The following is a 25240-nucleotide window of genomic DNA, read 5'->3' as shown; positions in this document are numbered from 1 at the left end:
CGGCAGGCAACTCGTCCAGCGTTGAAATCGGCGTCAATCCCGCAGGCGACAAGACGGCATGACAATGCACCGTAAGCAACTGCCACACAAGCTCATCGCGATATGGGCGTTAGCGACGAGACAATGTGGCGCGAGACGCTCTCAGGTCGGTTCCGGGCCGAGCACGCTACAGCCTTACTCGGCACCATCCGGGTCGGCATCCGCGGTCGATGCGGACTCAGCGCCGCCCTCGACACCGTCTTCGGTTTCTTCGTCCGATTGCGGTTCCGAGATTCGTTCGACCGAAACCACCTTTTCACCTTCAGCCGTGTTGAAGATGGTCACGCCCTTGGTGGCGCGGCTGGCGAAACGGATGCCGTTGACCGGCACCCGGATGACGGTGCCGCCATCCGACACCAGCATGATCTGGTCGTCATTGCCGACCGGGAACGTCGCCACCAGCCTGCCGATCTCGGCTACCTTCGACACGTCGGTGGCACGGATGCCCTTGCCGCCGCGCCCGGTCACCCGGAAATCATAGGAAGACGAGCGCTTGCCGTAGCCATATTCGGTCACCGTCAGCACATACTGCTCGTGCGCCTTCAGCTTCTCGTAGGTCTCGTCGGAAAGCTCCGTCTCCTCGCCGACCTCTTCATTGGTCAGCGAGATGTCTTCCTCTTCACCGGCCGCAATGCCGGCGGCGAGGCGCCGTTCGGCCGCCGCGCGCTTAAGATAGGCGGCGCGCACGGCCGGCGACGCATCGACACTCTCGATCACCGACATCGAGATGATGCGGTCGGTCTCAGCCATGGTTATGCCGCGCACGCCGACAGAATTGCGGCTCTGAAAGACGCGCACGTCGCCAACCGAAAAGCGGATGCACTGGCCCGAGCTGGCGGTCAGCAGCACGTCGTCATTGTCGGTGCAGGTCTCGACGCCGAGGATCTCGTCGCCCTCCTCCTCCAGCTTCATGGCGATCTTGCCGTTGCGGTTGACCTGGACAAAGTCGGAGAGCTTGTTGCGGCGCACGGTGCCGCGCGTGGTGGCGAACATCACGTCGAGCTCGCCCCAGCTGGTCTCGTCCTCGGGCAGAGGCATGATGGTGGTGATGCGCTCGCCCTGCTCCAGCGGCAGCATGTTGATCAGCGCCTTGCCACGCGACTGCGGATTGCCGATCGGCAGCCGCCAGACCTTTTCCTTGTAGACGATGCCGCGCGAGGAGAAGAACAGCACCGGCGTGTGCGTGTTCGCCACGAACAGCCGGGTGACGAAATCCTCTTCCTTGGTCGACATGCCGGAGCGGCCCTTGCCGCCGCGGCGTTGCGCCCGGTAGAGCGACAGCGGCACGCGCTTGATGTAGCCGGAATGGCTCACCGTCACGACCATGTCTTCGCGCTGGATCAGGTCCTCGTCTTCCATGTCCGAACCGCCTTCGGAAAGCTCGGTGCGGCGCGGCGTGCCGAACTCGTCGCGCGCGGCGGCAAGCTCGTCCTTGACGATCTGCTGGACGCGCGCGCGGGACGACAAAATGTCCAGGTAATCAATGATCTCGGCGCCGATCGTGTTCAACTCGTCGGCGATCTCGTCGCGGCCGAGCGCGGTCAGGCGCTGCAGACGCAGTTCGAGGATGGCGCGCGCCTGTTCCTCGGACAGATTGTAGGTGCCGTCCTCGTTGATCCGGTGGCGCGGATCGTCGATCAACAGGATCAGCGACTCAACGTCGCCGGACGGCCAGCGCCGCTCCATCAACTGCTCGCGCGCCGTCTGCGGATCCGGCGCGGTACGGATCAGCTTGATGATTTCGTCGATGTTGGCGACGGCGATGGCGAGACCGACCAGCACATGGGCGCGGTCGCGCGCTTTGCGCAGCAGGAATTTCGTCCGCCTTGTGATCACTTCCTCGCGGAAGGCGACGAACGCCTTCAGCATATCGGTCAGGTTCATCACTTCCGGCTTGCCGCCGTTCAGTGCCACCATATTGGCGCCGAATGAGGTCTGCAGTGGCGTGAAACGATAAAGCTGGTTGAGGATGACGTCGGCAACGGCGTCGCGCTTCAGCTCGATGACGACCCGGTAGCCCTGGCGGTCGCTCTCGTCGCGAATGTCGGAAATGCCCTCGATGCGCTTGTCGCGCACCAGTTCGGCCATTTTCTCGATCATCGACGATTTGTTCACCTGATAGGGGACTTCGGTGATGATGATCGACTCGCGGTCGTTGCCGCGCTGTTCGATGTTGACCTTGCCGCGCATGACGATGGAGCCGCGGCCGGTCGAATAGGCGCTGTAGATGCCGGAACGGCCAAGCACGATGCCGCCGGTCGGGAAATCCGGTCCCGGAATGATCTCCATCAGCGCCGGCAGGTCGATCGCCGGATTGTCGATGATGGCGATCGCGCCGTTGCAGACTTCGCTGAGATTGTGCGGCGGAATGTTGGTCGCCATGCCGACGGCGATGCCGCCCGAGCCGTTGACCAGAAGATTGGGAAACCGCGCCGGCAGAACCTTCGGTTCGCTGCCGGAGGCATCATACGTGTCCTGGAAATCGACGGTGTCCTTGTCGATGTCTTCCAGAAGCTCGTGCGCCACCTTGGTCAGCCGCGCTTCCGTGTAGCGCATTGCCGCCGGCGGATCGCCGTCGATAGAGCCAAAATTACCCTGTCCGTCGATCAGCGGCACGCGCAGCGACCAGTCCTGCGCCATGCGCACCAAGGCGTCATAGATGGAAGCGTCGCCATGCGGATGGTATTTACCCATCACGTCTGCGACCGGACGCGCCGACTTCACATATTTGCGGTTCCAGTGGTAGCCGCTCTCATGGGCGGCGAAGAGAATGCGGCGATGCACCGGCTTCAGGCCGTCGCGCACATCGGGCAGCGCACGGCTGACGATCACGCTCATGGCGTAATCGAGATAGGAACGCTGCATCTCCTCGACGATGGATATCGGCTCGATGCCGGTGGGTCCGCCGTCGGCGCCGCGCGGTGTCTTCTGGTCGGTCAAATCGGATCACAATCTAATCAGGAATCACTTGGTGCTTATATAGGAAGCAAGGCTGAAACTCCAACCTTCGCTGTAGTTTTCCAGTGTCATTTTTGGTGGTAATTTCAAATGGATACCACTGATTGCGACGATATGGCCAAGGCGGTTTTCGCTGTCGCTGAGGCAAAAGCCCGCGTGGCCGCCTTTGCGAGCGCTGGGCCGATTCACAAGGCCGGAACGGCCAGTGCGCCATGGCGGGCACGATAATGACCCGGCGTCTCACCCATCACACGCCGAAACCGGCGATTGAACGTCGACAGATCGTTGAAGCCGGCCTCGAAGGCGATCGCCGAGACCGCATCGTCCGACAGGCGCAGCCGCACCGCGGCCCTGTGCAGGCGGGTCTTGAGCAGGAACTGATAGGGCGTCATGCCCGCCACCTGCCGGAAGATGCGCAGGAAATGATAAGGGCTGGTCGCCGTCTCGTCGGCGAGCGCTGAAAGCGAGACCGGTCCATCGGCGTCCAGTTCGATCCGCCGCACTGCTTCGGCAACCCGCTTCTGATCGCGGCGGCTCGGCGCGCGCCTGACATGCGTAGCTCCGGTCGCGGCAGCTAGAGCTGCACCCGCGATGCGCAGTCCAAGTTCCTCGAAGGCCTCGATGTCGACCTTCTCACGCGCGATTTCCGCCTCGGCGAGCAGTGGCGCGAGGACCGGCAAAGGCGGCAGCCGCGGCGCCTCGAAGGCCAGTTTCCTGGCGCCGGGCACGCCAGCCACGATCCGTTCCATGTAGGCCGGCCCAAAATGGAACGAGAGGCAACGGTCGCCGCTGCCATGCTCGTGCCCGCATTCGTAACATGTGCCGGGATTGCCGAGCAGGAGCGCGCCGGGTGCCAGCATCGCCGTGCCTTGTTGGGCGCGGTAGCGGAACGTGCCGCTGGTGACCGCGGCCACACAGAAATCCTGATGCGCTTCCTCGAACGGCCGGTCGCCGGCGCCGGCCGTGCAGATCACGTCCGTCAGGTGCCAACCGGCTCCGGATGCGAGACTATGCGTGGTTGTCGTCATGGTCGAAATATAGCAATTTTTCCCAAGCCCAGAACCCCGTCACCGCGTACTCTTCCCGGTCTCCTGACAAAAAGAGACCGCAGCCATGTTCGACCAATCTTCGTTTGCCGAAGCCCTGCACAGCCCCGGACCAACAGAAAGGCCTGCCGAAAAGCTGAACCTTTACGGGCGCTTCGTCGGCGCCTGGACATTCGACGCCTCGCGCCATCTCGAGGACGGCACGGTGCTGACCGGGCGTGGCGAGGTGCATTTCGGCTGGGTGCTGGAGGGCCGCGCGATCCAGGACGTCTGGATCCTGCCTGCCCGTGACGCCGGCCCCTCGCCTTCCCTGGGCACATGGACTTTTTACGGCACGACGCTGCGCGTCTATGATCCCGGGGCGGATGCCTGGCACATCTTCTGGAGCGATCCGCGCAACCAGTATTTTAGCCGCCAGCTCGGCCGTGCCGAGGGCGATACGATCGTGCAAGTGGGCGCCGACGGCACCGGCTCATCGGTGCGCTGGAGCTTTTCCCGGATCACTGAAAACTCCTTCCGCTGGCTCGGCGAGCGCTCGCACGACAATGGCGCGACATGGCGGCTGGAAGTCGAGTTCCTGGCACGCCGAATGGCAGGAACCTGATCTCACAAGATATTCTAACAATGGAGAAAAACATGTTCGACCATGTCTCGATCGGTGTCCGCGACACCGCCGCCTCCAAGCGCTTCTATGATGCCGCACTGAAGCCGCTCGGCTACAGCTGCCTCAGCCAGTCGCCGGGCTCGCTTGGTTATGGCGTCCAAGGCGTCGCGCTGTGGCTCAATGAAGCGGCGCGGCCTGTGCCGGCAGACGACAAATCCGGTCTGCATTTCTGCTTTGCCGCACCGACGCGGGCCAGCGTCGACGCCTTCCATGCTGGCGCCCTGGGCACTGGCGGCAGTGACAATGGCGCGCCGGGCCTGCGCCCCGACTATGGCGATAACTACTACGCCGCCTTTGTCGTCGACCCGGACGGCTATCGCCTCGAGGCTTATTGCGGCGCTACCGGCTGACCGGCGAAGCTCCGCAGTTTCGCAGGCACGACAGTTCCCACCGACCGGGCTTTGCTCTACCAATATGATGGTACGGGCTCGGCCCGGCGGGAGGGGTCAGAGATGCCGAGTTTCGACAGCCTGTTCAACGCTTTCGTCACCATTCTCGTGACCATCGACCCACCCGGCCTGGCGCCGCTGTTTCTTGCCGTGACGCGCGGCATGAACCGCGAGGAGCGCCAGCAGGTCTCCGTCCGCGCATCGATCATCGGCTTCCTGGTGATGGCGCTGTTTGCGGTTGCCGGCGCCTCGATCCTGTCGGTGTTCGGCATCACGCTGCCGGCTTTCCGTGTCGCCGGCGGCTTCCTGCTGTTCTTCATCGCCTTCGAAATGGTGTTCGAGCGCCGGCAGGACCGCAAGGAAAAGATCGGCGACGTCGCCATCACCAAGGACATGATCCACAACATCGCCGCCTTCCCGCTGGCGATCCCGCTGATCGCCGGCCCTGGCGCGATCTCGGCGACTGTGCTGCTCTCCGGCTCGTTTCAGGGATTTGCCGCGCAGGCGGCGCTGGTCGGCATCATTTTCGTCTGCCTCGCCATCACCTATCTGGTGTTCGTGCTGTCGGAACGCATCGACCGCATCCTCGGCCAGACCGGCCGCTCGATCCTGACCCGGCTGCTCGGCGTCATCCTGGCGGCACTGGCGGTGCAGTTCGTCGCCGACGGGATCAAGGCGCTGGTGGCGGGCTGAACGACAATCCCTACTGCCTACTGCCTACTGCCTACTGCCTACTGCCTACTGCCTACTTCGTCGCCGTATCGACCACTTCAAAATCGTGCGTAATCGTGGCGGTCTTGGCCAGCATCGCAGAGGCCGAGCAATATTTTTCGATCGAAAGCTCGATTGCCCGTTTGACCTTGTCGGGCGACAGCGCCCTGCCCTTGACGACGAAATGCATATGGATGCGGGTGAACACTTTTGGCTCGGTTTCCGCCCGATCGGCGTCGAGCTCGACGACACAGTCCTCGACCGCTTCGCGCCCCTTTTCCAGGATATGGACGACATCATAGGCCGAACAGCCGCCGGTGCCGATCAGCACCAACTCCATCGGGCTCGGCCCCGGCGTCTTGCCATCCGGTCCGTGCGCGGTTCCGAGCACGACCTTGTGACCGCTGCCGGATTCGCCAACGAAGGTGCGCTCCTCGACCCACTTTACACGTGCTTTCACTGGATGCGCCTTTCGCTAACCCCACAAGCAGCCTGTACAATAGCCTGAATGACGGCGACTGCCCGCAGTGAGCGCCCATCGCCTCAACAATGGGAGAATGCACTAGTCACACGACTTCGGCAGCAGGCAGAAGCCCAACCTCCGCAAGTAGTTTCGTAGCCTCTTCCAATCGCCCATTGTCGTTCTTCGAACCCTTGCGGCGGCGTATCTCGGCCTTCCAGTCATCGACCTTTTCGAATTCAGCTAGCCAATGAGCCGTCGCGGCGAGTTCGAGCACCGTCACGTTTTCTGTTGCTAGCCGTTTCGTGACATCCCGCAAACGATCATCCTTCAAACAGAAAAACTCTTTCCCCTCGGCACGATGCACGAACACGCTGTAGCGCGCGCCATCGGACTTTCTGTATCCGTACTCCTCGCTCACAAGTCCGAAAGCCTCCGCGTCCAGTATTGCGCTGTCGAGATCACGGGAATACGGCCCGTAGTGATGATATGAGTAGTCGAACCCGCTCTCCGCTCCAAGCTGGTCTAGAAGATAGGCGATCTTCTGCAAACGAATGCGACTGACCAAACGCCCGCCCGCCGCGCCAAGGATGTCGGCGACATAGTGCTCAGGTTCGTGCTTCATGGCGATCTCCTTCATTTGCGCGCTGCGTCGCGTTCGGTTGCATCGGCAAAATACAATCTCGTGAATTGCTTTTTCGTTTCAAGTGCTTCGATCAGCGAAGAAAGTTTGCTGATTTCGACCGGGTTGTCGCCGTCTAGAATGTGCAGTTTCTTGTGCATGCGTTCCTCGTCGCCGCCGATCTCGGCATAGATGCCGATTGCAGCTTTGTCATCCAGCATCACCGTTTCCGCCTCAATCTTGTCCGCGAACTTCTCCCTAATGCGGCGCAGACGACCGCGCTGCTTGCCGGGGTCTTCCCCAAACTCAGCCATGTCGAGCGTTTTGTACAGTTTTCGCTCTCGTAGCCGAGTCGCGATCTCCGCGACACCCGCATCTTCAGCCCGCGACATCGCATCGAGCGCGCCAAAGACAAGAGCGTCGTCGAGAGCGAGATAATTTTCAACTGTTTCGCCGCCTCTGGTAAAGAAACGAATTAGCGGGTGCGCTTCGGGCAGTCCGCTCTTCTTGATATCGGCTTTCTTGCCAGCAGCCAGTCGCGCCACCGCGCGCAGTAGCTTTCCGATCATATGCTCCACGCAACGAGTCGCTTTATGAAAATACACCTGCTGGTGAAGGGTGTAGCGGGCCAATAGGAATTGTTCAGCGGCCGGGAGCGCCTTTGCTGTAAGGCAGAAGGTTGGAACGCGGCGTGGTTCGCCGCCATCCTCATCAGGTGCATCGATTTCGATATCCGCAACACGAACATTCTCGACAAGCCAGTCGAAGTCGATGCCGCCGGCGCCGGTCCCAGTCATGAGCTTGTCGCGACGTAGATAATCGAGCCTGTCAGCATCGAAGGAACTCGAGACGATCGCGTGGTAGATGTGTTCGGGATCTTCCTTATCCAGTAATGCGGCTACCTCCTCGGTGAAGCCGGGCCGGTGGATTTCCAGCAAGGGGCGAATCTGTCCGTCTGGATTCCGAATGATATCCGCAGTCCACTTCTCATGGCGCCTTTTCACCCAGCGCGACTCCTGGACACCTTCGAAAGTATGACTGAATGGACCATGACCCAGATCATGTAGAAGCGCCGCCGCCAATGCGACCTCCGCTTTTGGCTGCTCGAATGCCTGCCCGTTTCGCCGCATCTCGCGCTCCAGGATTTCGACGAGAGTACGGGCCGTATGGAATACGCCTATGGAGTGAGCAAAACGTGTGTGTACGGCGCCGGGAAAGGTGAATTCCGATACGCCGAGCTGACGAATGCGACGAAGTCTCTGGAATTCCAGCGTATCGATCAGCGTCCAGGCAAGCATGTCGATCCGCTTGTTCTCATCGAACACGATAAGACCGTGCACCGGATCCCGTAACCGCTTTCCCATAGAATCATTCCCGCCCGGCACCACTGTATGACAATTGCGCGCGGAACTGAATCCTCAACAAATCCTTCCGAGCGCGAGCAAGAGACGATCGCCGGTTTGAAGCTCCCAATTGGCATTAGGAAGATACTGAAAACGGAATACGACCAGCTATCGTACCGGATCGCGATCCTTACGCGTTAGGTGAGCCAACGCTGTTGCGATCAGAACGGAATTTCGTCGTCCAGTTCGCGCGACGAGCCGCCGCCGCCGCCCCTCGGAGCGTTGACGCCGCTGCCGCCACGATTGAAGCCTTCGCTCGGGCTGGACTGGCCGAAATCGGAACCACGGTTGCTGCCACCGGTATAGCCGCCGACCTGGCCGCCCTCACCCTGTCCGCGTGCGTCGAGCATCTGCAGCTCACCACGGAATTTCTGCAGCACGACTTCCGTCGTGTACTTGTCGGCACCGGTCTGGTCCTGCCATTTGCGCGTCTGCAGCTGGCCCTCGACATAGACCTTCATGCCCTTCTTCAGATACTGCTCCGCCACCTTGGCGATGCCCTCATTGAAGATGACGACGTTGTGCCACTCGGTCTTTTCCTTGCGCTCGCCGGAATTTTTGTCGCGCCAGCTTTCCGACGTCGCAATGCGGATGTTGACGACCGGCTCGCCCGAATTCAGGCGACGGATTTCCGGGTCCGCGCCGAGGTTGCCGACCAAAATGACCTTGTTGACGCTACCCGCCATGATATTTCTCCGCGCTCATCCGAAACAAATTTTTGTCGCAGCACCTTACAGACTGTAGGCGTCAGCCGCTTGCCGTGGCTGCCTTTACCCACAAGGTTTTTGTTCCCTTTTCGTTCTAGAGCGCAGATGACGTTCTGTCAATGTTTGTCAGCAGGATGTAGTGTTCCGGCCGGAAATTTCCACGAAATCGGGAATGGACCGGGGGCGATCAGATGAAATTCGTCACACATGAGGACCAGCAGCGCGAACAATGGCGGGCAGGTGTGGAAACGCGCATGCATGTGTCGGCCAGCAATGGTGCGTCGCAGCTCTGCATATTCGAGCAACGGGTCGAGCCCACGGTCGGCGCCCCAACGCATTGGCATCCCGTCGAGGAGGTGCTTACCGTTATTGCCGGCAGGGCCGAGATGTGGATCGGCGATGACCACATCGTCCTGACATCGGGCCAGTCTCTCATTGTCCCCGCGAACAGGAAACACGGGTTCAAGAACGCCGGCACTGGAACGCTTCACATCCATGCCGTGCTTGCGTCGTCGATCTTCGAGGCGACGTTCGATGGACCTGCCGGAGTGGTAAGGCGCTGGCTTCCGACAATCTCGTAAAACAGCGCTTGCCAAATCAATAAGTATCGACTTATGTTTTTGTCATGATCGAAGCTGAGATTTTTCGCGCCCTGGCCGACCCGACGCGCCGCGCCGTCTTCGAGCGCCTCGCCGCCGGCGAGATGAGCGTATCGGAATTGCGCACCGGGATGACGGTATCGCAGCCGGCCGTGTCGCAGCATTTGGCCGTCCTGCGCGGCGCAGGGCTGGTGGTCGAGCGCCGCGCGGGCCGCAACGCCTTTTACCGCGCCGATCCGCAAGGGCTCGCCCCCTTGCTTTCCTGGATCGAACGCTACCGGACCTTCTGGCCGGAGCGCATCGAAAGGCTGAAGACGGTTTTGAAGGACATGGACCAGTGAAGGACATGGGACCAATGAAGGACAGGGGATCAATGGCCGACGAAAGCCATCGCGAAGTCTCTCCGGACGCGATCGAGTTCGAGTACGACCTGGTCGAACCGCCGGAAAAGGTATGGCGGGCCTTGACAGTACCGGAGCTGCTCGCCGCCTGGATGATGCCCAATGACATCAGCCCCGAGATCGGCAACCGTTTTACCTTCGCCGGGCCGGACACGCCGATCGAATGCGAAATCCTCGACGCCGAGCCCGAGAAATTGCTGCGCTATTCCTGGCGGGAGCAGCCAAGCGACGCCGCGCGGCAGGATCCGCTCGACAGTACCGTCACCTTCACGCTTGCCCGCACCGTTTCCGGGGGCACGCATCTGCGCATCGTCCATGATGGCTTTGCCCGCAAGGCTATGCCTGCCGTCGCCATGGCAGGCGCCGGCTGCCGGCTTTCGCTCGATGCAAACAGGTCACCTAAGCCAATCGCCGCAAACACGCCTCGCCTCCTGCTGCGCGCGGCCTGAAACAAACAGACGGAGAGAGACAATGAGCGGTGTTGCCAATCTGGTGCCGATGGTGATCGAGCAATCGAGCCGCGGCGAACGCGCCTTCGACATCTTTTCGCGGCTGCTGCGCGAGCGCATCATCTTCATCAATGGCGAGATCAACGACGACATCTCGGCGCTGGTCTGCGCGCAGCTTTTGTCGCTGGAATCGGACAATCCCGACAAGGAGATATCGCTCTACATCAATTCGCCGGGCGGCGTGGTGACCAGTGGCTTCGCCATCTACGACACGATGCAATATATCAGCTGCCCGGTATCGACCGTGTGCATGGGCTTTGCCGCCTCGATGGGGTCGTTCCTGCTGATGGCAGGCACGCCGGGACGTCGTATCTCGTTGCCGAACGCCACCATCCTGCTGCATCAGCCGCTGGGCGGGTTCCAGGGCCAGGCCTCCGACATCCAGCGCCATGCCGAGCGCATCGGCCAGACGAAGCGGCACATGGCCGAACTCTACGCGCAGCATTGCGGCCGCACCTATGAGGAGGTCGAACGTACGCTGGACCGCGATCACTTCATGACCGCCCGCGAGGCCCAGGCCTGGGGCATCGTCGACCACGTTTTCGACACGCGCAAGAAGGCGGCGTGAAGCCAGGGCCGGTTCGGAACCCGGCCGGTTGTCGAAGATTTGACGATGTCGGTCTGGTTCCGTCGGCGGCGCGCCACTATAGTGGACGGATGACCGACACTCATCCGCCCAGACCACTGCGCCGCGCAATCGCCGCTGTGGTCCTCGCTTTTGCCGGCCTTATGAGCGGCACGGCACTTGCCGACGACAGCTCGCCGCCGACACAGAGAGGACTGCCCGGCGTGGCCGGCGACTATCGCATCGCCAAGCCGGCCCCGGAGCCCGAACCGGACGACGCATTCCCCAGCAACGGCACGTTCAAGATCGGCGATACGGATGTCAGGATTTCCGGCAGCATCACCGTCGATGTCGGCGCCGGCGGGATCAAGCCTTCCAACCGGTAGGGCGCAATCGCCGCACGTTGACACCTGCCCCTCAGGCGTTGGCGCTGCCCTCACCTGCCCAACCAACCGCACATAAAACGGCCCCGCCGTGCTTTGCGCTACGGACGGGGCCTTTTTGGATCTCAAATCCAATTTTGCCGGGAGTGTACTGCCGGCGTTTGATTTCGGATGCACCGCGGCATTCAGCCGACGATCCGACTAGCAGTCTCTGATTTTTACGGGATATGGCAGGTCACGGTTTGTCGGGTGGCGCAGACGCTAAACCCTGGCACTTATGCCTGCCACGGCTCCAGTGACAACTGGAACCCTAGGGGACGATCCGGTGGCGTCATAGCTCCGCTCCTCTGTCCGTTGCGATTGTTGTCAACTCAAAGCACAAATCGCGAATGCCTGCGGCGTCTCGCAGGCCGCCTGTGGGCGGCGAGGCCATCGAAAGACGGCCGGCTTCGTTGACTGCTGGAGACTGCGCCCCTGAGTCCGTCGCGTCAACCATCAATAGCCGGTTACGGAAAAACGTGATCGCTGGGAGGTTACGTGCAAGTCAGTTTTTGCACAGCTTTGTCAGGAGCGTGTTCGGCCTTTGTTCTTTCCGCTTGCCCGTTCACGCGAAAGACGCTTAAACGCTTTTGTCGGGAATTGTGGCGTCTCTCGACGTGGCGGCAAAACTACCTACATAGGGGATGGCCGGGAAAACCCGCCATTCCGGGAAATTCCAGATTCTGAGGCGGCGACCGGCTATGGCCGACCATAAATATCTTTCCATTCGCGGGGCGCGCGAACACAATCTGAAGAATGTCGATCTCGACCTGCCGCGTGACAGCCTGATTGTCATGACCGGCCTGTCGGGTTCCGGCAAATCATCGCTTGCCTTCGACACGATCTATGCCGAAGGCCAGCGCCGCTACGTCGAAAGCCTGTCGGCCTACGCCCGGCAATTCCTCGAGATGATGCAGAAGCCTGACGTCGACCAGATCGACGGCCTGTCGCCTGCCATCTCCATCGAGCAGAAGACCACCTCGAAGAACCCGCGTTCGACCGTCGGCACCGTCACCGAGATCTACGACTACATGCGGCTCCTGTTTGCGCGCGTTGGCATCCCCTATTCGCCGGCCACCGGCCTGCCGATCGAGAGCCAGACGGTTTCGCAAATGGTCGACCGCGTGCTGGCGGTCGAGGAAGGCACGCGCCTGTTCATCCTCGCGCCGATGGTGCGCGGCCGCAAAGGCGAGTACCGCAAGGAATTGCTGGAACTGCAGAAGAAGGGCTTTCAGCGCGTTAAAGTCGACGGCGTCTTCTATGAGATCGCCGACGTGCCGGCGCTGGACAAAAAGTACAAGCATGACCTCGACGTCGTCGTCGACCGTATCGTCGTGCGCGGCGATCTCGCGACGCGGCTTGCCGACTCCATCGAAACCGCGCTGAAGCTGGCCGATGGGCTGGCGGTCGCCGAATTCGCCGACAAGCCGCTCGATTCCAGCCAGACCGGCGAGGATTCGGTCAACAAGTCGAAGAACGAGACGCATGAGCGCATCCTGTTCTCGGAAAAGTTTGCTTGCCCGGTCTCTGGCTTCACCATTCCGGAAATCGAACCGCGGCTGTTCTCGTTCAACAACCCGTTCGGCGCCTGCCCGACCTGCGACGGCCTCGGCAGCCAGCGCGCCATCGACGGCAACCTGATCGTGCCGGACGAAAACATCTCGTTGCGCGACGGCGCCGTCAGCCCGTGGGCCAAGTCGACCTCGCCCTACTACGCGCAGACGCTCGAAGCGCTCGGCAAGGCCTATGGCTTCAAGCTCGGCGACAAGTTCAAGGACCTGACCGAAGAGGCCAAGGAAGCCATCCTGCGCGGCACCGGCGAGCGCGAGATCACCTTCCAGTATGATGACGGCCTGCGCTCCTACAAGACCACCAAGACTTTCGAAGGCGTCATCCCCAATCTCGAGCGGCGCTGGAAAGAGACCGAATCCGCCTGGATGCGCGAGGAGATCGAGCGTTTCATGTCGGCCACGCCTTGCCCGGCCTGCAAGGGTTATCGGCTGAAGCCTGAGTCGCTGGCAGTGAAAATTGCCGGCAAGCACATCGGCGAAGTCACCGAGCTTTCCATTCGCAAGGCCGACCAGTGGTTCACCGACCTGCCGGCGTCGCTCAACGACAAGCAGAACGAGATCGCGGTGCGCGTCTTGAAGGAAATCCGCGAGCGATTGCGCTTCCTCAACGATGTCGGGCTCGATTATCTGACCCTGTCGCGCAATTCCGGCACGCTGTCGGGCGGCGAAAGCCAGCGCATCCGTCTGGCGTCGCAGATCGGCTCCGGCCTCACCGGCGTGCTCTATGTGCTGGACGAACCGTCGATCGGCCTGCACCAGCGCGACAATGCGCGCCTGCTCGACACGCTGAAGCATCTGCGCGACATCGGCAATACGGTGATCGTCGTCGAGCATGACGAGGACGCCATCCTGCATGCCGACTATGTCGTCGACATGGGGCCGGCCGCCGGCATCCACGGCGGCGAGATCATCGCCCAGGGCACGCCGCAGCAAGTCATGGCCAACCCGAATTCGATCACCGGCAAATATTTGTCGGGCGCGCTCGAAGTGGCGACGCCCGGCGTGCGCCGCGAGGCGAAGAAAAACCGGCGCCTGAAGATCGTCGGCGCGCGCGGTAACAATCTGAAGAACGTCACCGCCGAAATCCCGCTCGGCACCTTCACTGCCGTCACCGGCGTGTCGGGCGGCGGCAAGTCGACCTTCCTGATCGAGACGTTGTTCAAGGCCGCCTCGCGACGCATCATGGGCTCGCGCGAACATCCGGCCGACCATGACCGCATCGAGGGCCTCGAATTCCTCGACAAGGTCATCGACATCGACCAGTCGCCGATCGGCCGCACGCCGCGTTCGAATCCTGCCACCTATACCGGCGCCTTCACGCCGATCCGCGACTGGTTCGCCGGCCTGCCGGAGGCCAAGGCGCGCGGCTATCAGCCGGGACGCTTCTCGTTCAACGTCAAGGGCGGCCGCTGCGAGGCCTGCCAGGGCGATGGCGTCATCAAGATCGAGATGCACTTCCTGCCCGACGTCTACGTCACCTGCGACGTCTGCCACGGCAAGCGCTATAACAGGGAGACGCTCGATGTCGTGTTCAAGGGCAAGTCGATCGCCGACGTGCTCGACATGACGGTCGAGGAAGGCGTCGACTTCTTCGCCGCCGTGCCTGGCGTGCGCGACAAGCTCGAAACGCTGAAGCAGGTCGGCCTCGGCTACATCCATATCGGCCAGCAGGCGACGACGCTGTCCGGCGGCGAGGCCCAGCGCATCAAGCTCGCCAAGGAACTGTCGCGCAAGGCAACCGGCAAGACGCTCTACATCCTCGACGAGCCGACCACCGGCCTGCATTTCCACGACGTCGCCAAGCTATTGGAAGTGCTGCATGAACTGGTCGACCAGGGCAACACGGTGGTGGTCATCGAGCACAATCTCGAGGTGATCAAGACTGCCGACTGGGTGCTTGACCTCGGCCCCGAAGGCGGCGACGGCGGCGGCGAACTGGTCGCCTCCGGCACGCCGGAAGCGATCGTGGGCGAAAAGCGCAGCTACACCGGTCAGTTCCTCAAGGAGCTGCTGGAGCGACGCCCCGGAGGCAAGCGCGAAGCGGCGGAGTGAGCCGACCGGTAAGCGCCTGGAGAGCTTTTTGATGACAACCCGAAGAGCGCTTGCCGATGATCACCAAGCCGTCGTCTCGCTGACGCAAACCGCCTACGCCCCCTACACCGCGCTGTTCGGCACACCGCCGATCCCGGTCACCGAGAACTATGCGCCGCGCATCGCGCGCGGCGAGGTCTGGCTGCTGGAGAGCAGCAACCAACTTGCCGGGCTTCTCACACTGGAGCGGCATGACGACCACGCGATGATCTTTTCCGTCGCCGTCGCCCCCGGCTTTCAAGGCAAGGGCTTCGGCATTGCGCTGCTCAACCACGCGGACGAACAGGCGCGCCTGTGGGGCCTGCCCGAAGTGCGGCTTTACACCAACGCCAGGATGGAGCGGAACATTGCGCTCTATCTGGCCTATGGTTTTCACGAAACGGGTCGCCGGCCCAATCCCTACCGGCCAGGATGGGTGCTCGTCGACATGGCAAAACCGGTCCACGAGACGGCCTGATTTTTCTGAATTTGGGAGGATGACAATGAGCACATCGGGAACAATCCGCGCCGGCATGGGCGGCTGGACGTTCGAGCCCTGGGATACGTCCTTCTATCCCGACAAGCTTTCCAAGGCCAAGCAGCTGAATTACGCCACTCGGCAGGTGCCGAGCATCGAGGTCAACGGCACCTATTATTCCAGCTTCAAGGAGCCAACCTTCGTCAAGTGGGCCGGCGAGGCACCCGACGGCTTTGTCTATTCGCTGAAGGGCAACCGCTTCGTCACCAACCGGCGCGTGCTCGGCGAGGCCGGTGAATCGATGATGCGCTTCCTCGGCTCCGGCGTGGCGGCGCTCGGCGAAAAGCTCGGTCCGATCCTATGGCAGTTCGCGCCGACCAAGAAATTCGATCCGGATGATTTCGAAGCCTTCCTGAAGCTGCTGCCGGAAAAGCAGGACGGCGTTGCGCTACGCCACGCGCTCGAAGTGCGCAACGACAGTTTCATCGTGCCGGAATTTGCAGCACTTGCCCGTAAATACAAGGCGGCAATCGTCTATGCCGACCATGCCAAATATCCTGATATCGCCGACGTCACCGGCGATTTCATCTATGCCCGGCTGCAGACTGGCAGCGACGATAATCCCGACTGCTACACGCCGAAGGGCCTCGATGAATGGGCGGCGCGGGCAAAGGTCTGGGCGGAAGGCAAGGTGCCGGCCGATCTCCGACGTGCCGATCCCGCCACCGACGCACCGGTCAAGCCACGCGACGTGTTCGTCTACTTCATCACCGAGGGCAAGGTGCGCGCGCCATTCGGAGCGATAGCGCTGATGAAGCGAGTGACGGATTAAAGCAGCGAGCCTGCGGCGCCGGAACCCGCAGGGCAGGTTGACCGTTTTGCCTTACTAGCGGCGACCGGGCGAGTGCCCTCGCGTGGACGCGATAGGCTCGCTGGTCGCCGAAGACCGGTTTCCACAGATGGCCAGGCGCGCCCAACCGGCGGAACGTTGGCATTCGGGAGAACCGGGAGAAAGCGAGGAAAGATGGCGATCATCCTCATCGGGGCGTTGCTCACTATCGCCGGCGTTGTGTACATGGCGGACGCTGTTCTCAGGCGCGGGAAGCTCAGTGATCCGACGCCCGCGGCTTCGGACCGCCCGATGCCGAATCTCGCAACGTCCGGCCCGACGCTTGAGCCACGACGGCGCGGATTAGGCTTTCTCGGCCTGTCACAGAATTGGCCGGGTCTGCTGATGATGGCGATCGGCGTCATTCTGCTATTGTCGGTGGTGATCCTCTAACCCAATAACTCAAGAATTACGGCATCTTCATCGCCGTCGTAACCTTATCGATACCTCCTTGCTGCATGAATCCAGGCAGGCCAAGTCACAGATTTGGGGCAAGGACGAGGGGCATGTCGCTCGACTACACTTCACTTCTTCTGGCTGTCGGCTTTTCCGCCGCCTGCCTGAGCCTGACATTGTTCGGCATGTGGCTGACCGCCCGCTCGGAGAAATTCCTGCTGACATGGGCGATCAGCCTGGTGTTCGTGGTCGCCGATATTTTCGCCTACGACGCCTATATCGACATGCCTGGGCGCCTGCTCGGCATTGCAACCATTACCCTGCTCCTGCTCGGTTTTTCGACCATGCTGGGCGCCGCCTATCAGTTCAGAAGTGGTGGGTCACCAATTCCGCGCACGGTGCTTGGCAGCGCCATTTCGCTGACCGTGACGTTGCCTGCCATGGCTCTTGGCTATGACGGACTGGGTTTCATTTTCGAAAACGCCTTCGCTGCGTTGCTTCTGTTCGCAACAGCGCTCGAATACTGGAAAGGCCGCGACGAGGCCCCTGCCCTGACGATCGGCATCACCACACTCTATTCGGCCACGGCCATATCCTTCGCTCTGTGCGCCATGGTTCTCGTCTGGGATGAAAAGCTGGTCCTTGGACATGCGCCCAGCAACTGGGCCGAGGAACTGAGCCTCATCATCGTCATCGCCAGCATGACCGGCATCGGAGCGCTTTCCCTGGCGCTCAATCAGGGACGTCTGGCCAGGCATCACCACCGTAATGCGTTGACCGATCCGCTGACCGGCCTGCTCAACCGGCGAGCGCTGTTCGACCTGCATGGCGATATCCCGATCGGTGCTTTCACGGCGGTGGTTGTCTTCGACCTCGACAGCTTCAAGGCCATCAACGACGAATTCGGCCATGCCGCCGGCGATGAAGTGCTGAGAATGTTCGCCAGGGACCTGGCCGGCAATCTTCGCCCGGCCGACGTCGCCGCGCGCATGGGCGGCGAGGAATTCGCACTGGTGCTGAAGCGGACCTTGCCTGAAACGGTGGAGGCCACCGCCGAGACCATACGGGCAGCTTTCGCCGCACGACGCATCGAAACCGAGACGGGCTCGTTAACGTGCACGGTCAGTGCCGGATTTGCCTTCGGCACCAAGGAGGGCCTCAGCTTCGACAAGGTGCTCAGCGCCGCCGACAAGGCGCTCTACGCCGCCAAACGCGGCGGCCGCAACCGCGTCACCGCCTCTCCATTCCGGCGCGCAAGCTGACCACTCGTATCGATGCCGCAGCTACGGTCGAGATGAGCGAAGGCGGCCCTTATGCCGCCATGACGATTTCATTAAAGGTATCCAGGTCGACATAGAAGACCTTGGTGATCTCCTCGATCAGGTCGTCGTATTCGCAGCCCTGTGACCTCAAGATGTTGATGGCGGCGATGATGTCGACACGTTCGGTAAGCCGACGCTTCTGGTAGTCCTCGACGTAACGTTCCATGGCTGTCCCTTAGCCTGTGTGCCCAAACGCGTTTGAACGACAAACAGATCGCAGGAGGGAAGCTAGGAAGCCTTGCTTGCGTGGAACTTGCCGGCTGGAGCCTGCACCTTCCCTCTATCTGCAACCAACCAGACTGATACGGAAGCGGCCGACTCACAAAAGCCCTGGGAAAGACTAGCACGCAGCCCAAGGTGCGCCAGTGACGCGGATGGCTGGATCGGAGAAATATCGGACTTGCCAATGACTTGGGAACGTCAACTGAAGTCCAACGACGATTCTAGACCGTCAGGAACTTGCGGACATCCGCCCTGTCGAGATCTTTCGCCGGACCGGTATGGACGATCACGCCACGGTCCATGATGTTGACCTCGTCGGCCAACTCGCGGCAGAAATCGAGATATTGTTCGACCAAAAGCACGGCGATGCCGGCCTGGTCGCGCAGATAGCGGATGGCGCGGCCGATATCCTTGATGATCGACGGCTGGATGCCTTCGGTCGGCTCGTCGAGCACCAGCAGCTTCGGCCGCATCACCAATGCCCTGCCGATGGCGAGCTGCTGCTGCTGCCCGCCGGATAGGTCGCCGCCACGGCGGCCGAGCATCTGCTTGAGCACCGGAAACAGCTCGAACACATGCGCCGGAATGTTGCGGTCGGCCCGTTTCAGCGGCGCAAAGCCTGATTCCAGATTCTCCCGCACGGTGAGCAACGGAAAGATCTCCCTGCCCTGCGGTACGAATGCGATGCCCGACCGGGCGCGGTCATACGCCGCGCTCCGGTCGAGCGCCTTCCCCTCGAAGGCAACGCTTCCGCTCGTCAGCCGATGGTGGCCGACGATCGATCTCATCAAACTGGTCTTGCCGACGCCGTTGCGGCCGAGCACGCAGGTGATCTTGCCGGCGCCCGCCTTCAGCGACACGCCGCGTAGCGCCTGGGCGGCGCCGTAGTGCAGCGTGGCATTGGAAACTTCGAGCATGTCAGCGCCGTCTCCAGAACTTGAGAAACGACAGATCGAAGTGATGGAATTGCACCCGCCAGACCATGCTCATCTCCCCAGATAGACCTCGACGACACGCTCGTCGGCCGACACGAAATCGAGTGTGCCTTCCGAGAGCACCGAGCCCTCGTGCAGGCAGGTGACCTTGACGCCCAGCTCGCGCACGAAATGCATGTCGTGCTCGACGACGATGACCGAATGGTCGCGCGCAATGTCCTTGAGCAGTCGTGCGGTTTCCTCGGTCTCGGCGTCGGTCATGCCGGCGACCGGCTCGTCGACCAGCAGCAGCTTCGGGTCCTGCGCCAAGAGCATGCCGATCTCGAGCCACTGCTTTTGCCCATGGCTGAGATTGGCCGCCAATTCGTCGCGCTTGTCGCCGAGCCGGATGATGCCAAGGATGTCATCGATTTGCCGCGTCTCGGCGGCTGAGCGGCGGTGAAACAGCGCCGGGAAGATCGAGCGCGGACCCTTCAGCGCCAGCATCAGGTTTTCCTCGATCGTGTGGCTTTCGAAGACGGTCGGCTTCTGGAATTTGCGGCCGATGCCCATCATGGCGATCTCGGCCTCATCGTGCTTGGTGAGATCGACCTCGCCGTCGAAGAACACCTCGCCCACATCGGGCCGCGTCTTGCCGGTGACGATGTCCATCATCGTCGTCTTGCCGGCGCCGTTGGGACCGATGATGGCGCGCATCTCGCCCTTGTCCAGCACCAGCGACAAATTGTTGATGGCGCGAAAACCGTCGAAGGAGACCGAGACACCGTCGAGATAGAGGATCGTGTTCGACTTGGACATGGTCGCTCACTCCGCCGGCTGCGGGTCGGGGTTGGACGTGGACCAGTCGCCGGGCCTTGTCGCCTCGCTGCGAACGATTTTCGCTGGCGGCGCGATGTCGGCATCGGTGCCGGCTTCCTCGGCAATCGAAGCAGCCCGCAACGCCTTGGCGTTGCCGCGCCAGGAATCCCACATGCCGATGATGCCCTTGGGCAGCAAGAGCGTGACGGCGACGAACAGCCCACCCAATGCAAACAGCCAGAACTCCGGCAGCACGCCGGTGAACCAGGACTTTCCGGCATTGACCAGCAACGCGCCGATGATCGGCCCGACAATGGTGCCGCGCCCGCCCACAGCCGCCCAGATCACCACCTCGATCGAATTCGAAGGTTCGAATTCGCCCGGATTGATGATGCCGACCTGCGGCACGTAGAGTGCGCCGGCAATGCCGGCCATGACGGCAGACACCGTGAATGCGAACAGCTTGACGTTCTCCGCCCGCCAGCCAAGGAAGCGCGTGCGGCTCTCGGCATCGCGCACCGCCATCAGGAGCTTGCCGTATTTGGAACCGACGATCGCCCAGGTGATGAAGACGGCGAGAGCGAGCGTCACCGCGCTGGCGGCGAACAGCGCCGAACGCGTCGCGTCGGCCTGTACGTTGAAGCCCAGAATGTCCTTGAAATCGGTCAGGCCATTGTTGCCGCCGAAACCCATGTCGTTGCGGAAAAACGCAAGCAGCAGCGCGTAGGTCATCGCCTGGGTGATGATCGAGAGATAGACGCCGGTGACACGGCTGCGGAAGGCAAACCAGCCGAAGACGAAGGCGAGCAGGCCAGGCACTGCCAACACCATCAGCCCGGCGAACCAGAAATGGTCAAAACCATACCAGAACCACGGCAATTCCTTGTAGTTCAGGAAAACCATGAAATCAGGCAAGATCGGGTTGCCGTATACGCCGCGCGAGCCGATCTGGCGCATCAGATACATGCCCATTGCATAGCCGCCGAGCGCGAAGAAGGCGGCGTGCCCGAGCGAGAGAATGCCGCAATAGCCCCAGACCAGGTCGAGCGCCAAGGCGAGCAGCGCATAACAGAGATATTTGCCGGTCAGCGCGACGATGTAGGACGGCACGTAGAAGGCGCTGGTGGACGACACCGCAAGATTGAGCAGCGGCACGATGAGGGCCACCGCCAGCAGGATGAAGATCGTGATGGCGATGCGGCGGTCCGCACCCGCGGCAAAGAAGCGTCCAGTGATCATGCTTCCACCGCCCTGCCCTTGAGCGCGAACAGGCCGCGCGGGCGCTTCTGGATGAACAGGATGATCAGCACCAGCACGACGATCTTGCCGAGCACGGCACCGGCATAGGGCTCGAGGAACTTGTTGACGATGCCGAGCGAGAAGGCGCCGACCAGCGTGCCCCACAGATTGCCGACACCGCCGAAGACGACGACCATGAAACTGTCGATGATGTAGCCGCGGCCGAGATTGGGCGAGACATTGTCGATCTGGCTGAGCGCGACGCCGGCAATGCCGGCAATACCGGACCCCAATGCAAAGGTCAGCGCATCGACCCACGGTGTCCTGATGCCCATCGAAGCGGCCATGCGCCGGTTGGCGGTGACGGCGCGCATCTGCAGACCCCAAGGCGTGCGCTTCATCACATAGAGCAGCACGCCGAAGACGGAGAGCGCGAAGACCAGGATCCACAGGCGGTTCCAGGTGATCGCAAGTTGCCCGAGATTGAACGAGCCCGACATCCAGGAGGGATTGCCAACCTCCTGGTTGGTCGGTCCGAAGATCGAGCGCACCGCCTGCTGCAGGATCAGCGAGACGCCCCATGTCGCCAGCAGTGTTTCCAGCGGCCGGCCATAGAGGAAACGGATGACGCCGCGCTCGATGATCAAACCAACCAGAGCCGAGACGAGGAAGGCGAGCGGCAGCGCGATGACCAGCGACCAGTCGAACAGGCCGGGAAACGAAGTGCGGATCACCTGCTGGACGACGAAGGTCGTGTAGGCGCCGAGCATGACCATCTCGCCATGCGCCATGTTGATGACACCCATGACGCCGAAGGTGATGGCGAGGCCGATTGCCGCCAGCAGCAGCACCGAGCCCAGCGAAATGCCGTACCAGATGTTCTGCCCGGCATCCCAGAAGGCCAGTGTCGAATTGATGTTGGCGATCGCGGCTGTCGCCGCTTGCTTGACCGCGTCCGAGGAATTCGCCTCGACGGAAGTCAGCAGCGAAACCGCATCGCGGTCGCCCCGCGCGCCGATCAGGGCGATTGCGGCGAGCTTGTCGGCATCCGGCCGATCGGAAACCAGCACGGAGGCGGCGCGGGCCTGTTCGAGCAGAGCCTTGACGCTGGCCACGGTCTCACTGGCGATCGCCGTATCGAGTGGTTCGATGTTTGCGGCATCGGGCGTCTTGAACATGGTGTCGGCGGCGGCAGTGCGCACGGCCGGATCCTTGGCGCCGAGCGTCAGCGTGCCCAACGCGTCCCGGATGACGCGGCGCAGCGTGTTGTTGACCTTGATCTTGGTGATGTCGTCCTTGGCCGCTTCGCCCGATGCCTCGCCGCTCAACGGGTCGAAAAGCTGAACGCTATCGCCTGATTCCTTGCCGACGAAGACCAGGGAATCGGCCTTGCGGACATAGAGATTGCCGTCGGCGAGTGCCGCAAGCGGCCGTTCCACCGCCGGGTCGCCGGTGGCCGCCAGTTCGTGGACGACGGCTCCGATCTCGGAAAAGCCCTTGGCCGTGGCGAATTTGGCGATGATGCCGCGCAGATCGGTCTCGCCGGCGCCCGATGACGACAGCGTCGCCAGCAGGAACAACAGCATCAAACCAATCGTGCGAAACAGGTTCATCGGTTTCCGGTAACCCTTGAGGGTTGAAGTGGCGTCCGGACGGCGGAGGAAGCCGTCCGGACGCGCGCGGTCTGACTAGGTCAGCCCTGGGAGGATCAGTTCGTACCCTTGCCGCCGCACTTGCCGGTGGCGACATTGAAATTGCCGCAGGACAGAGGCGCGCGCCAATCGGAGATCAGGTCCTTGGAGTCAGGCAGATAGTCGGACCATTCGTCGCCCATCACCAGGCCTGGCGTGCGCGAGACCGTCTCGAACTGGCCGTCGGCCTGGATTTCGCCGATCAGCACCGGCTTGGTGATGTGATGGTTCGGCATCATCGTCGAATAACCGCCGGTCAGGTTCGGCACCGACACGCCGACCATGGCGTCGATGACCTTGTCCGGATCGGTGGTGCCGGCCTTCTCGACCGCCTTCACCCACATGTTGAAGCCGATATAATGGGCTTCCATCGGGTCGTTGGTGGTGCGCTTGTCATTCTTGATGAACTTGTGCCAGTCGGCGATGAACTTCTTGTTCTCCGGCGTATCGATGCTCTCGAAATAGTTCCAGGCGGCGAGATGGCCGACCAGCGGCGCGGTGTCGAGGCCGGCAAGCTCTTCCTCGCCGACCGAGAAGGCCATGACCGGGATGTCCTCGGCCTTGATGCCCTGGTTGCCGAGTTCCTTGTAGAACGGCACGTTGGCGTCGCCGTTGACGGTCGAGACGACGGCGGTCTTCTTGCCGGCCGAACCGAACTTCTTGATTGCCGAAACCTCTGTCTGCCAATCGGCGAAGCCGAACGGCGTGTAGTTGACCATGATGTCTTCGGCAGCCACGCCCTTGGCCTTCAGATAGGCCTCGAGGATCTTGTTGGTGGTGCGCGGATAGACGTAGTCGGTGCCTTCGAGCACCCAGCGCTTCACCGAGCCGCCATCCTCGCTCATCAGATAGTCGACCGCCGGGATGGCCTGCTGGTTCGGCGCAGCACCCGTGTAGAACACGTTGCGCTCGCTTTCCTCGCCCTCATACTGGACGGGGTAAAACAGGATGTTGTCGAGCTCGGAGAACACCGGCAGCACCGATTTGCGCGACACCGAGGTCCAGCAGCCGAACACCGCCGCGACCTTGTCCTTGGAGATCAGTTCGCGCGCCTTTTCGGCGAATAGCGGCCAGTTGGAAGCAGGATCGACGACCACCGCCTCGAGCTTCTTGCCGAGCAGGCCGCCCTTGGCGTTCTGCTCATCGATGAGCATCAGCATAGCGTCCTTCAGTGTCGTCTCCGAAATCGCCATGGTCCCCGACAGCGAATGGAGAATGCCAACTTTGATCGTGTCGTCGGCAGCCCTGGCGGGTGCCGAGGTCAACAGGCCGGCGGCAACCACGCTCGCCGAGAACATTTTTGTTATTTTCGAGAAATTGCCCCTCATATTACACACTCCCAAGCTGGTTGATTGCACCGCAACACTACAATGCAACCCCCATGCCAATCGCTTTGGCGGAGCCGAAGGGACACGAATAATTTAGAGATATCAGCGCCTTGGAATATGGAGCTTACAAAACAAAGAGAGCCGGCCTGAAACCGATTGAGAGAAATTTGCGCAGCGTAGGGCACTATTGCCTAATTTTCGCTCATTTTTGGCCGGTGCCTAGATTTTGATCTCAACAAGCGTGCCGCGGGCACCGATGTTGCGGCACGGTGCAGAAATAGGGCAAGCTCGCTCCATAAACGGGCGACGTCATGGTTTCAGGCATTTCACGCATTTTCATCGGCATTCTGCTTCTGGCGGCGGCAACCGGGGCCGCGCGAGCCGACTTCAGCGACGGTAAGATGCCAGACGGAAGCTATCACTGCGAGGTCTACCTGCTCGGTATGTTCCTCAGCCTCGGCGACATCACCATCAAGGGGAATGTCTACAGCGGCCCGGTCTACACCGGCATCGGCACCGCACGGCAGGGCTACAACTATCAGATGGATGCCAACGGCGTGATCTCGTGGCTGGGGCCATTGGGCGGCTATACCGCCGGCGGCAATTCGCTGTCGCTGACCCAGGCAACACTGGACAGTGGGACCGCGCCCTCCTTCGACATCGTCATGAAGCAGCCAGATGGCGCCTTCACCGCCTCGACCTGCACCAAGGGAAGCAGCCAGTAGGTCCATTCCCTGGGCAATCGCCGCCGCCTCAGCCTCATGTCATCTGGATGTTGCCGAAACTGGATAGGCAGCGGTGCGCCG

Annotated in this window: 26 protein-coding genes; 14 read left to right on the top strand and 12 right to left on the bottom strand. The window is 61.7% G+C overall.

The genetic code is table 11. From position 1 onward, the window contains the following. Positions 1–174: 174 nt before the first annotated feature. Together gyrA and ACSQ3L_RS18955 are read right to left on the bottom strand one after the other, a co-directional pair. Complete coding sequence (gene gyrA / locus ACSQ3L_RS18960; protein ID WP_436161339.1) at positions 175–2979, bottom strand: DNA gyrase subunit A; 2805 nt, start codon at positions 2977–2979, stop codon at positions 175–177. A gap of 203 nt (positions 2980–3182) precedes the next feature. Continuing rightward, positions 3183–4025: a helix-turn-helix transcriptional regulator gene (locus ACSQ3L_RS18955; RefSeq protein WP_436161338.1), complete on the bottom strand. Its 843-nt coding sequence runs from the start codon at positions 4023–4025 to the stop codon at positions 3183–3185. A gap of 85 nt (positions 4026–4110) precedes the next feature. Between ACSQ3L_RS18955 and ACSQ3L_RS18950 the strand changes: the two genes are divergently transcribed. From ACSQ3L_RS18950 to ACSQ3L_RS18940, 3 genes are all read left to right on the top strand, one after another. Continuing rightward, on the top strand, positions 4111–4647 hold the full coding sequence (locus ACSQ3L_RS18950; protein ID WP_436161337.1) for a hypothetical protein: 537 nt from the start codon (positions 4111–4113) through the stop codon (positions 4645–4647). A gap of 32 nt (positions 4648–4679) precedes the next feature. Then, on the top strand, positions 4680–5057 hold the full coding sequence (locus tag ACSQ3L_RS18945) for a VOC family protein (RefSeq protein WP_436161336.1): 378 nt from the start codon (positions 4680–4682) through the stop codon (positions 5055–5057). 102 nt (positions 5058–5159) lie between these two features. Next, positions 5160–5789, top strand: coding sequence for a MarC family protein (locus tag ACSQ3L_RS18940; protein WP_436161335.1), 630 nt, complete (start codon positions 5160–5162; stop codon positions 5787–5789). A 52-nt stretch (positions 5790–5841) separates the two neighbouring features. Here ACSQ3L_RS18940 and ACSQ3L_RS18935 read toward each other — a convergent pair whose 3' ends face one another. The 4 genes from ACSQ3L_RS18935 to ACSQ3L_RS18920 all read right to left on the bottom strand — a co-directional run bounded on the left by ACSQ3L_RS18935 (position 5842) and on the right by ACSQ3L_RS18920 (position 8978). Further along, positions 5842–6267 carry an OsmC family protein gene (locus ACSQ3L_RS18935; protein ID WP_436161334.1) on the bottom strand — a complete coding sequence of 142 codons (426 nt, stop codon included), beginning with the start codon at positions 6265–6267 and terminating at the stop codon, positions 5842–5844. A gap of 106 nt (positions 6268–6373) precedes the next feature. After that, positions 6374–6892, bottom strand: coding sequence for a hypothetical protein (locus tag ACSQ3L_RS18930; RefSeq protein WP_436161333.1), 519 nt, complete (start codon positions 6890–6892; stop codon positions 6374–6376). A gap of 11 nt (positions 6893–6903) precedes the next feature. Then, positions 6904–8253, bottom strand: coding sequence for an HD domain-containing protein (locus ACSQ3L_RS18925; RefSeq protein ID WP_436161332.1), 1350 nt, complete (start codon positions 8251–8253; stop codon positions 6904–6906). A gap of 200 nt (positions 8254–8453) precedes the next feature. Then, complete coding sequence (locus ACSQ3L_RS18920) at positions 8454–8978, bottom strand: single-stranded DNA-binding protein (RefSeq protein WP_436161331.1); 525 nt, start codon at positions 8976–8978, stop codon at positions 8454–8456. Positions 8979–9190: 212 nt separating this feature from the next. Between ACSQ3L_RS18920 and ACSQ3L_RS18915 the strand changes: the two genes are divergently transcribed. From ACSQ3L_RS18915 to ACSQ3L_RS18870, 10 genes are all read left to right on the top strand, one after another. Further along, complete coding sequence (locus ACSQ3L_RS18915) at positions 9191–9580, top strand: cupin domain-containing protein (protein WP_436161330.1); 390 nt, start codon at positions 9191–9193, stop codon at positions 9578–9580. A 44-nt stretch (positions 9581–9624) separates the two neighbouring features. Beyond that, entirely contained in the window at positions 9625–9939 is a 315-nt protein-coding gene (locus ACSQ3L_RS18910) for an ArsR/SmtB family transcription factor (RefSeq protein WP_183451925.1), read from the top strand. Between the two features lie 32 nt (positions 9940–9971). Continuing rightward, complete coding sequence (locus tag ACSQ3L_RS18905; protein ID WP_436161329.1) at positions 9972–10448, top strand: SRPBCC family protein; 477 nt, start codon at positions 9972–9974, stop codon at positions 10446–10448. 22 nt (positions 10449–10470) lie between these two features. Then, entirely contained in the window at positions 10471–11076 is a 606-nt protein-coding gene (locus ACSQ3L_RS18900; RefSeq protein ID WP_436161328.1) for an ATP-dependent Clp protease proteolytic subunit, read from the top strand. 89 nt (positions 11077–11165) lie between these two features. Beyond that, complete coding sequence (locus ACSQ3L_RS18895; protein ID WP_436161327.1) at positions 11166–11459, top strand: hypothetical protein; 294 nt, start codon at positions 11166–11168, stop codon at positions 11457–11459. A 737-nt stretch (positions 11460–12196) separates the two neighbouring features. Next, positions 12197–15118 carry an excinuclease ABC subunit UvrA gene (gene uvrA, locus ACSQ3L_RS18890; protein WP_436161326.1) on the top strand — a complete coding sequence of 974 codons (2922 nt, stop codon included), beginning with the start codon at positions 12197–12199 and terminating at the stop codon, positions 15116–15118. A gap of 31 nt (positions 15119–15149) precedes the next feature. Continuing rightward, a complete protein-coding gene (locus tag ACSQ3L_RS18885; RefSeq protein ID WP_436161325.1) occupies positions 15150–15614 on the top strand; it encodes a GNAT family N-acetyltransferase in 465 nt (154 codons plus the stop codon). Between the two features lie 25 nt (positions 15615–15639). Beyond that, entirely contained in the window at positions 15640–16446 is an 807-nt protein-coding gene (locus tag ACSQ3L_RS18880) for a DUF72 domain-containing protein (RefSeq protein ID WP_436161324.1), read from the top strand. 192 nt (positions 16447–16638) lie between these two features. Next, the gene (locus ACSQ3L_RS18875; protein ID WP_436161323.1) at positions 16639–16896 is read left to right on the top strand and encodes a hypothetical protein; all 258 of its coding nucleotides are present in this window, start codon (positions 16639–16641) and stop codon (positions 16894–16896) included. 113 nt (positions 16897–17009) lie between these two features. Further along, entirely contained in the window at positions 17010–18161 is a 1152-nt protein-coding gene (locus tag ACSQ3L_RS18870) for a GGDEF domain-containing protein (protein ID WP_436161322.1), read from the top strand. Between the two features lie 49 nt (positions 18162–18210). Here the strand turns inward: ACSQ3L_RS18870 and ACSQ3L_RS18865 are convergent, their stop codons facing one another. The 6 genes from ACSQ3L_RS18865 to urtA all read right to left on the bottom strand — a co-directional run bounded on the left by ACSQ3L_RS18865 (position 18211) and on the right by urtA (position 24434). After that, positions 18211–18387: a hypothetical protein gene (locus ACSQ3L_RS18865; protein WP_010909636.1), complete on the bottom strand. Its 177-nt coding sequence runs from the start codon at positions 18385–18387 to the stop codon at positions 18211–18213. A 277-nt stretch (positions 18388–18664) separates the two neighbouring features. Then, a complete protein-coding gene (urtE, locus tag ACSQ3L_RS18860) occupies positions 18665–19360 on the bottom strand; it encodes an urea ABC transporter ATP-binding subunit UrtE (RefSeq protein WP_436161321.1) in 696 nt (231 codons plus the stop codon). A gap of 69 nt (positions 19361–19429) precedes the next feature. Next, entirely contained in the window at positions 19430–20176 is a 747-nt protein-coding gene (urtD, locus tag ACSQ3L_RS18855; RefSeq protein ID WP_436161320.1) for an urea ABC transporter ATP-binding protein UrtD, read from the bottom strand. Positions 20177–20182: 6 nt separating this feature from the next. Continuing rightward, on the bottom strand, positions 20183–21415 hold the full coding sequence (gene urtC, locus ACSQ3L_RS18850; RefSeq protein ID WP_436161319.1) for an urea ABC transporter permease subunit UrtC: 1233 nt from the start codon (positions 21413–21415) through the stop codon (positions 20183–20185). Then, a complete protein-coding gene (urtB, locus tag ACSQ3L_RS18845; protein ID WP_436161318.1) occupies positions 21412–23028 on the bottom strand; it encodes an urea ABC transporter permease subunit UrtB in 1617 nt (538 codons plus the stop codon). Before urtB ends, urtC begins: the two co-directional genes overlap by 4 nt. Positions 23029–23123: 95 nt before the next feature. Beyond that, positions 23124–24434, bottom strand: a complete 1311-nt coding sequence (gene urtA, locus ACSQ3L_RS18840) for an urea ABC transporter substrate-binding protein (RefSeq protein WP_436161317.1) — start codon at positions 24432–24434, stop codon at positions 23124–23126. 311 nt (positions 24435–24745) lie between these two features. Here urtA and ACSQ3L_RS18835 point away from each other — a divergent pair, with 311 nt between their 5' ends. After that, positions 24746–25159 (top strand): hypothetical protein, encoded by a 414-nt coding sequence (locus ACSQ3L_RS18835; protein WP_436161316.1) that lies wholly within the window; start codon positions 24746–24748, stop codon positions 25157–25159. Positions 25160–25240 lie beyond the last annotated feature (81 nt).

This window comes from Mesorhizobium sp. LjRoot246 (assembly GCF_964254115.1).
GTDB lineage: Bacteria > Pseudomonadota > Alphaproteobacteria > Rhizobiales > Rhizobiaceae > Mesorhizobium.
Note: the sequence above shows the minus strand (reverse complement) of the source record. Positions and strands in the feature narration are given on the sequence as shown.

Bases quoted from the DNA above. Each gene is read 5' to 3' on its own strand.
- ACSQ3L_RS18955 (WP_436161338.1), bottom strand. From the start codon at position 4,025: ATGACGACAACCACGCATAGTCTCGCATCCGGAGCCGGTTGGCACCTG.
- ACSQ3L_RS18950 (WP_436161337.1), top strand. From the start codon at position 4,111: ATGTTCGACCAATCTTCGTTTGCCGAAGCCCTGCACAGCCCCGGACCA.
- ACSQ3L_RS18945 (WP_436161336.1), top strand. From the start codon at position 4,680: ATGTTCGACCATGTCTCGATCGGTGTCCGCGACACCGCCGCCTCCAAG.
- ACSQ3L_RS18940 (WP_436161335.1), top strand. From the start codon at position 5,160: ATGCCGAGTTTCGACAGCCTGTTCAACGCTTTCGTCACCATTCTCGTG.
- ACSQ3L_RS18930 (WP_436161333.1), bottom strand. From the start codon at position 6,892: ATGAAGCACGAACCTGAGCACTATGTCGCCGACATCCTTGGCGCGGCG.
- ACSQ3L_RS18925 (WP_436161332.1), bottom strand. From the start codon at position 8,253: ATGGGAAAGCGGTTACGGGATCCGGTGCACGGTCTTATCGTGTTCGAT.
- ACSQ3L_RS18920 (WP_436161331.1), bottom strand. From the start codon at position 8,978: ATGGCGGGTAGCGTCAACAAGGTCATTTTGGTCGGCAACCTCGGCGCG.
- ACSQ3L_RS18915 (WP_436161330.1), top strand. From the start codon at position 9,191: ATGAAATTCGTCACACATGAGGACCAGCAGCGCGAACAATGGCGGGCA.
- ACSQ3L_RS18910 (WP_183451925.1), top strand. From the start codon at position 9,625: ATGATCGAAGCTGAGATTTTTCGCGCCCTGGCCGACCCGACGCGCCGC.
- ACSQ3L_RS18905 (WP_436161329.1), top strand. From the start codon at position 9,972: ATGGCCGACGAAAGCCATCGCGAAGTCTCTCCGGACGCGATCGAGTTC.
- ACSQ3L_RS18900 (WP_436161328.1), top strand. From the start codon at position 10,471: ATGAGCGGTGTTGCCAATCTGGTGCCGATGGTGATCGAGCAATCGAGC.
- ACSQ3L_RS18895 (WP_436161327.1), top strand. From the start codon at position 11,166: ATGACCGACACTCATCCGCCCAGACCACTGCGCCGCGCAATCGCCGCT.
- uvrA (WP_436161326.1), top strand. From the start codon at position 12,197: ATGGCCGACCATAAATATCTTTCCATTCGCGGGGCGCGCGAACACAAT.
- ACSQ3L_RS18885 (WP_436161325.1), top strand. From the start codon at position 15,150: ATGACAACCCGAAGAGCGCTTGCCGATGATCACCAAGCCGTCGTCTCG.
- ACSQ3L_RS18880 (WP_436161324.1), top strand. From the start codon at position 15,640: ATGAGCACATCGGGAACAATCCGCGCCGGCATGGGCGGCTGGACGTTC.
- ACSQ3L_RS18875 (WP_436161323.1), top strand. From the start codon at position 16,639: ATGGCGATCATCCTCATCGGGGCGTTGCTCACTATCGCCGGCGTTGTG.
- ACSQ3L_RS18870 (WP_436161322.1), top strand. From the start codon at position 17,010: ATGTCGCTCGACTACACTTCACTTCTTCTGGCTGTCGGCTTTTCCGCC.
- ACSQ3L_RS18865 (WP_010909636.1), bottom strand. From the start codon at position 18,387: ATGGAACGTTACGTCGAGGACTACCAGAAGCGTCGGCTTACCGAACGT.
- urtE (WP_436161321.1), bottom strand. From the start codon at position 19,360: ATGCTCGAAGTTTCCAATGCCACGCTGCACTACGGCGCCGCCCAGGCG.
- urtD (WP_436161320.1), bottom strand. From the start codon at position 20,176: ATGTCCAAGTCGAACACGATCCTCTATCTCGACGGTGTCTCGGTCTCC.
- urtC (WP_436161319.1), bottom strand. From the start codon at position 21,415: ATGATCACTGGACGCTTCTTTGCCGCGGGTGCGGACCGCCGCATCGCC.
- urtB (WP_436161318.1), bottom strand. From the start codon at position 23,028: ATGAACCTGTTTCGCACGATTGGTTTGATGCTGTTGTTCCTGCTGGCG.
- urtA (WP_436161317.1), bottom strand. From the start codon at position 24,434: ATGAGGGGCAATTTCTCGAAAATAACAAAAATGTTCTCGGCGAGCGTG.
- ACSQ3L_RS18835 (WP_436161316.1), top strand. From the start codon at position 24,746: ATGGTTTCAGGCATTTCACGCATTTTCATCGGCATTCTGCTTCTGGCG.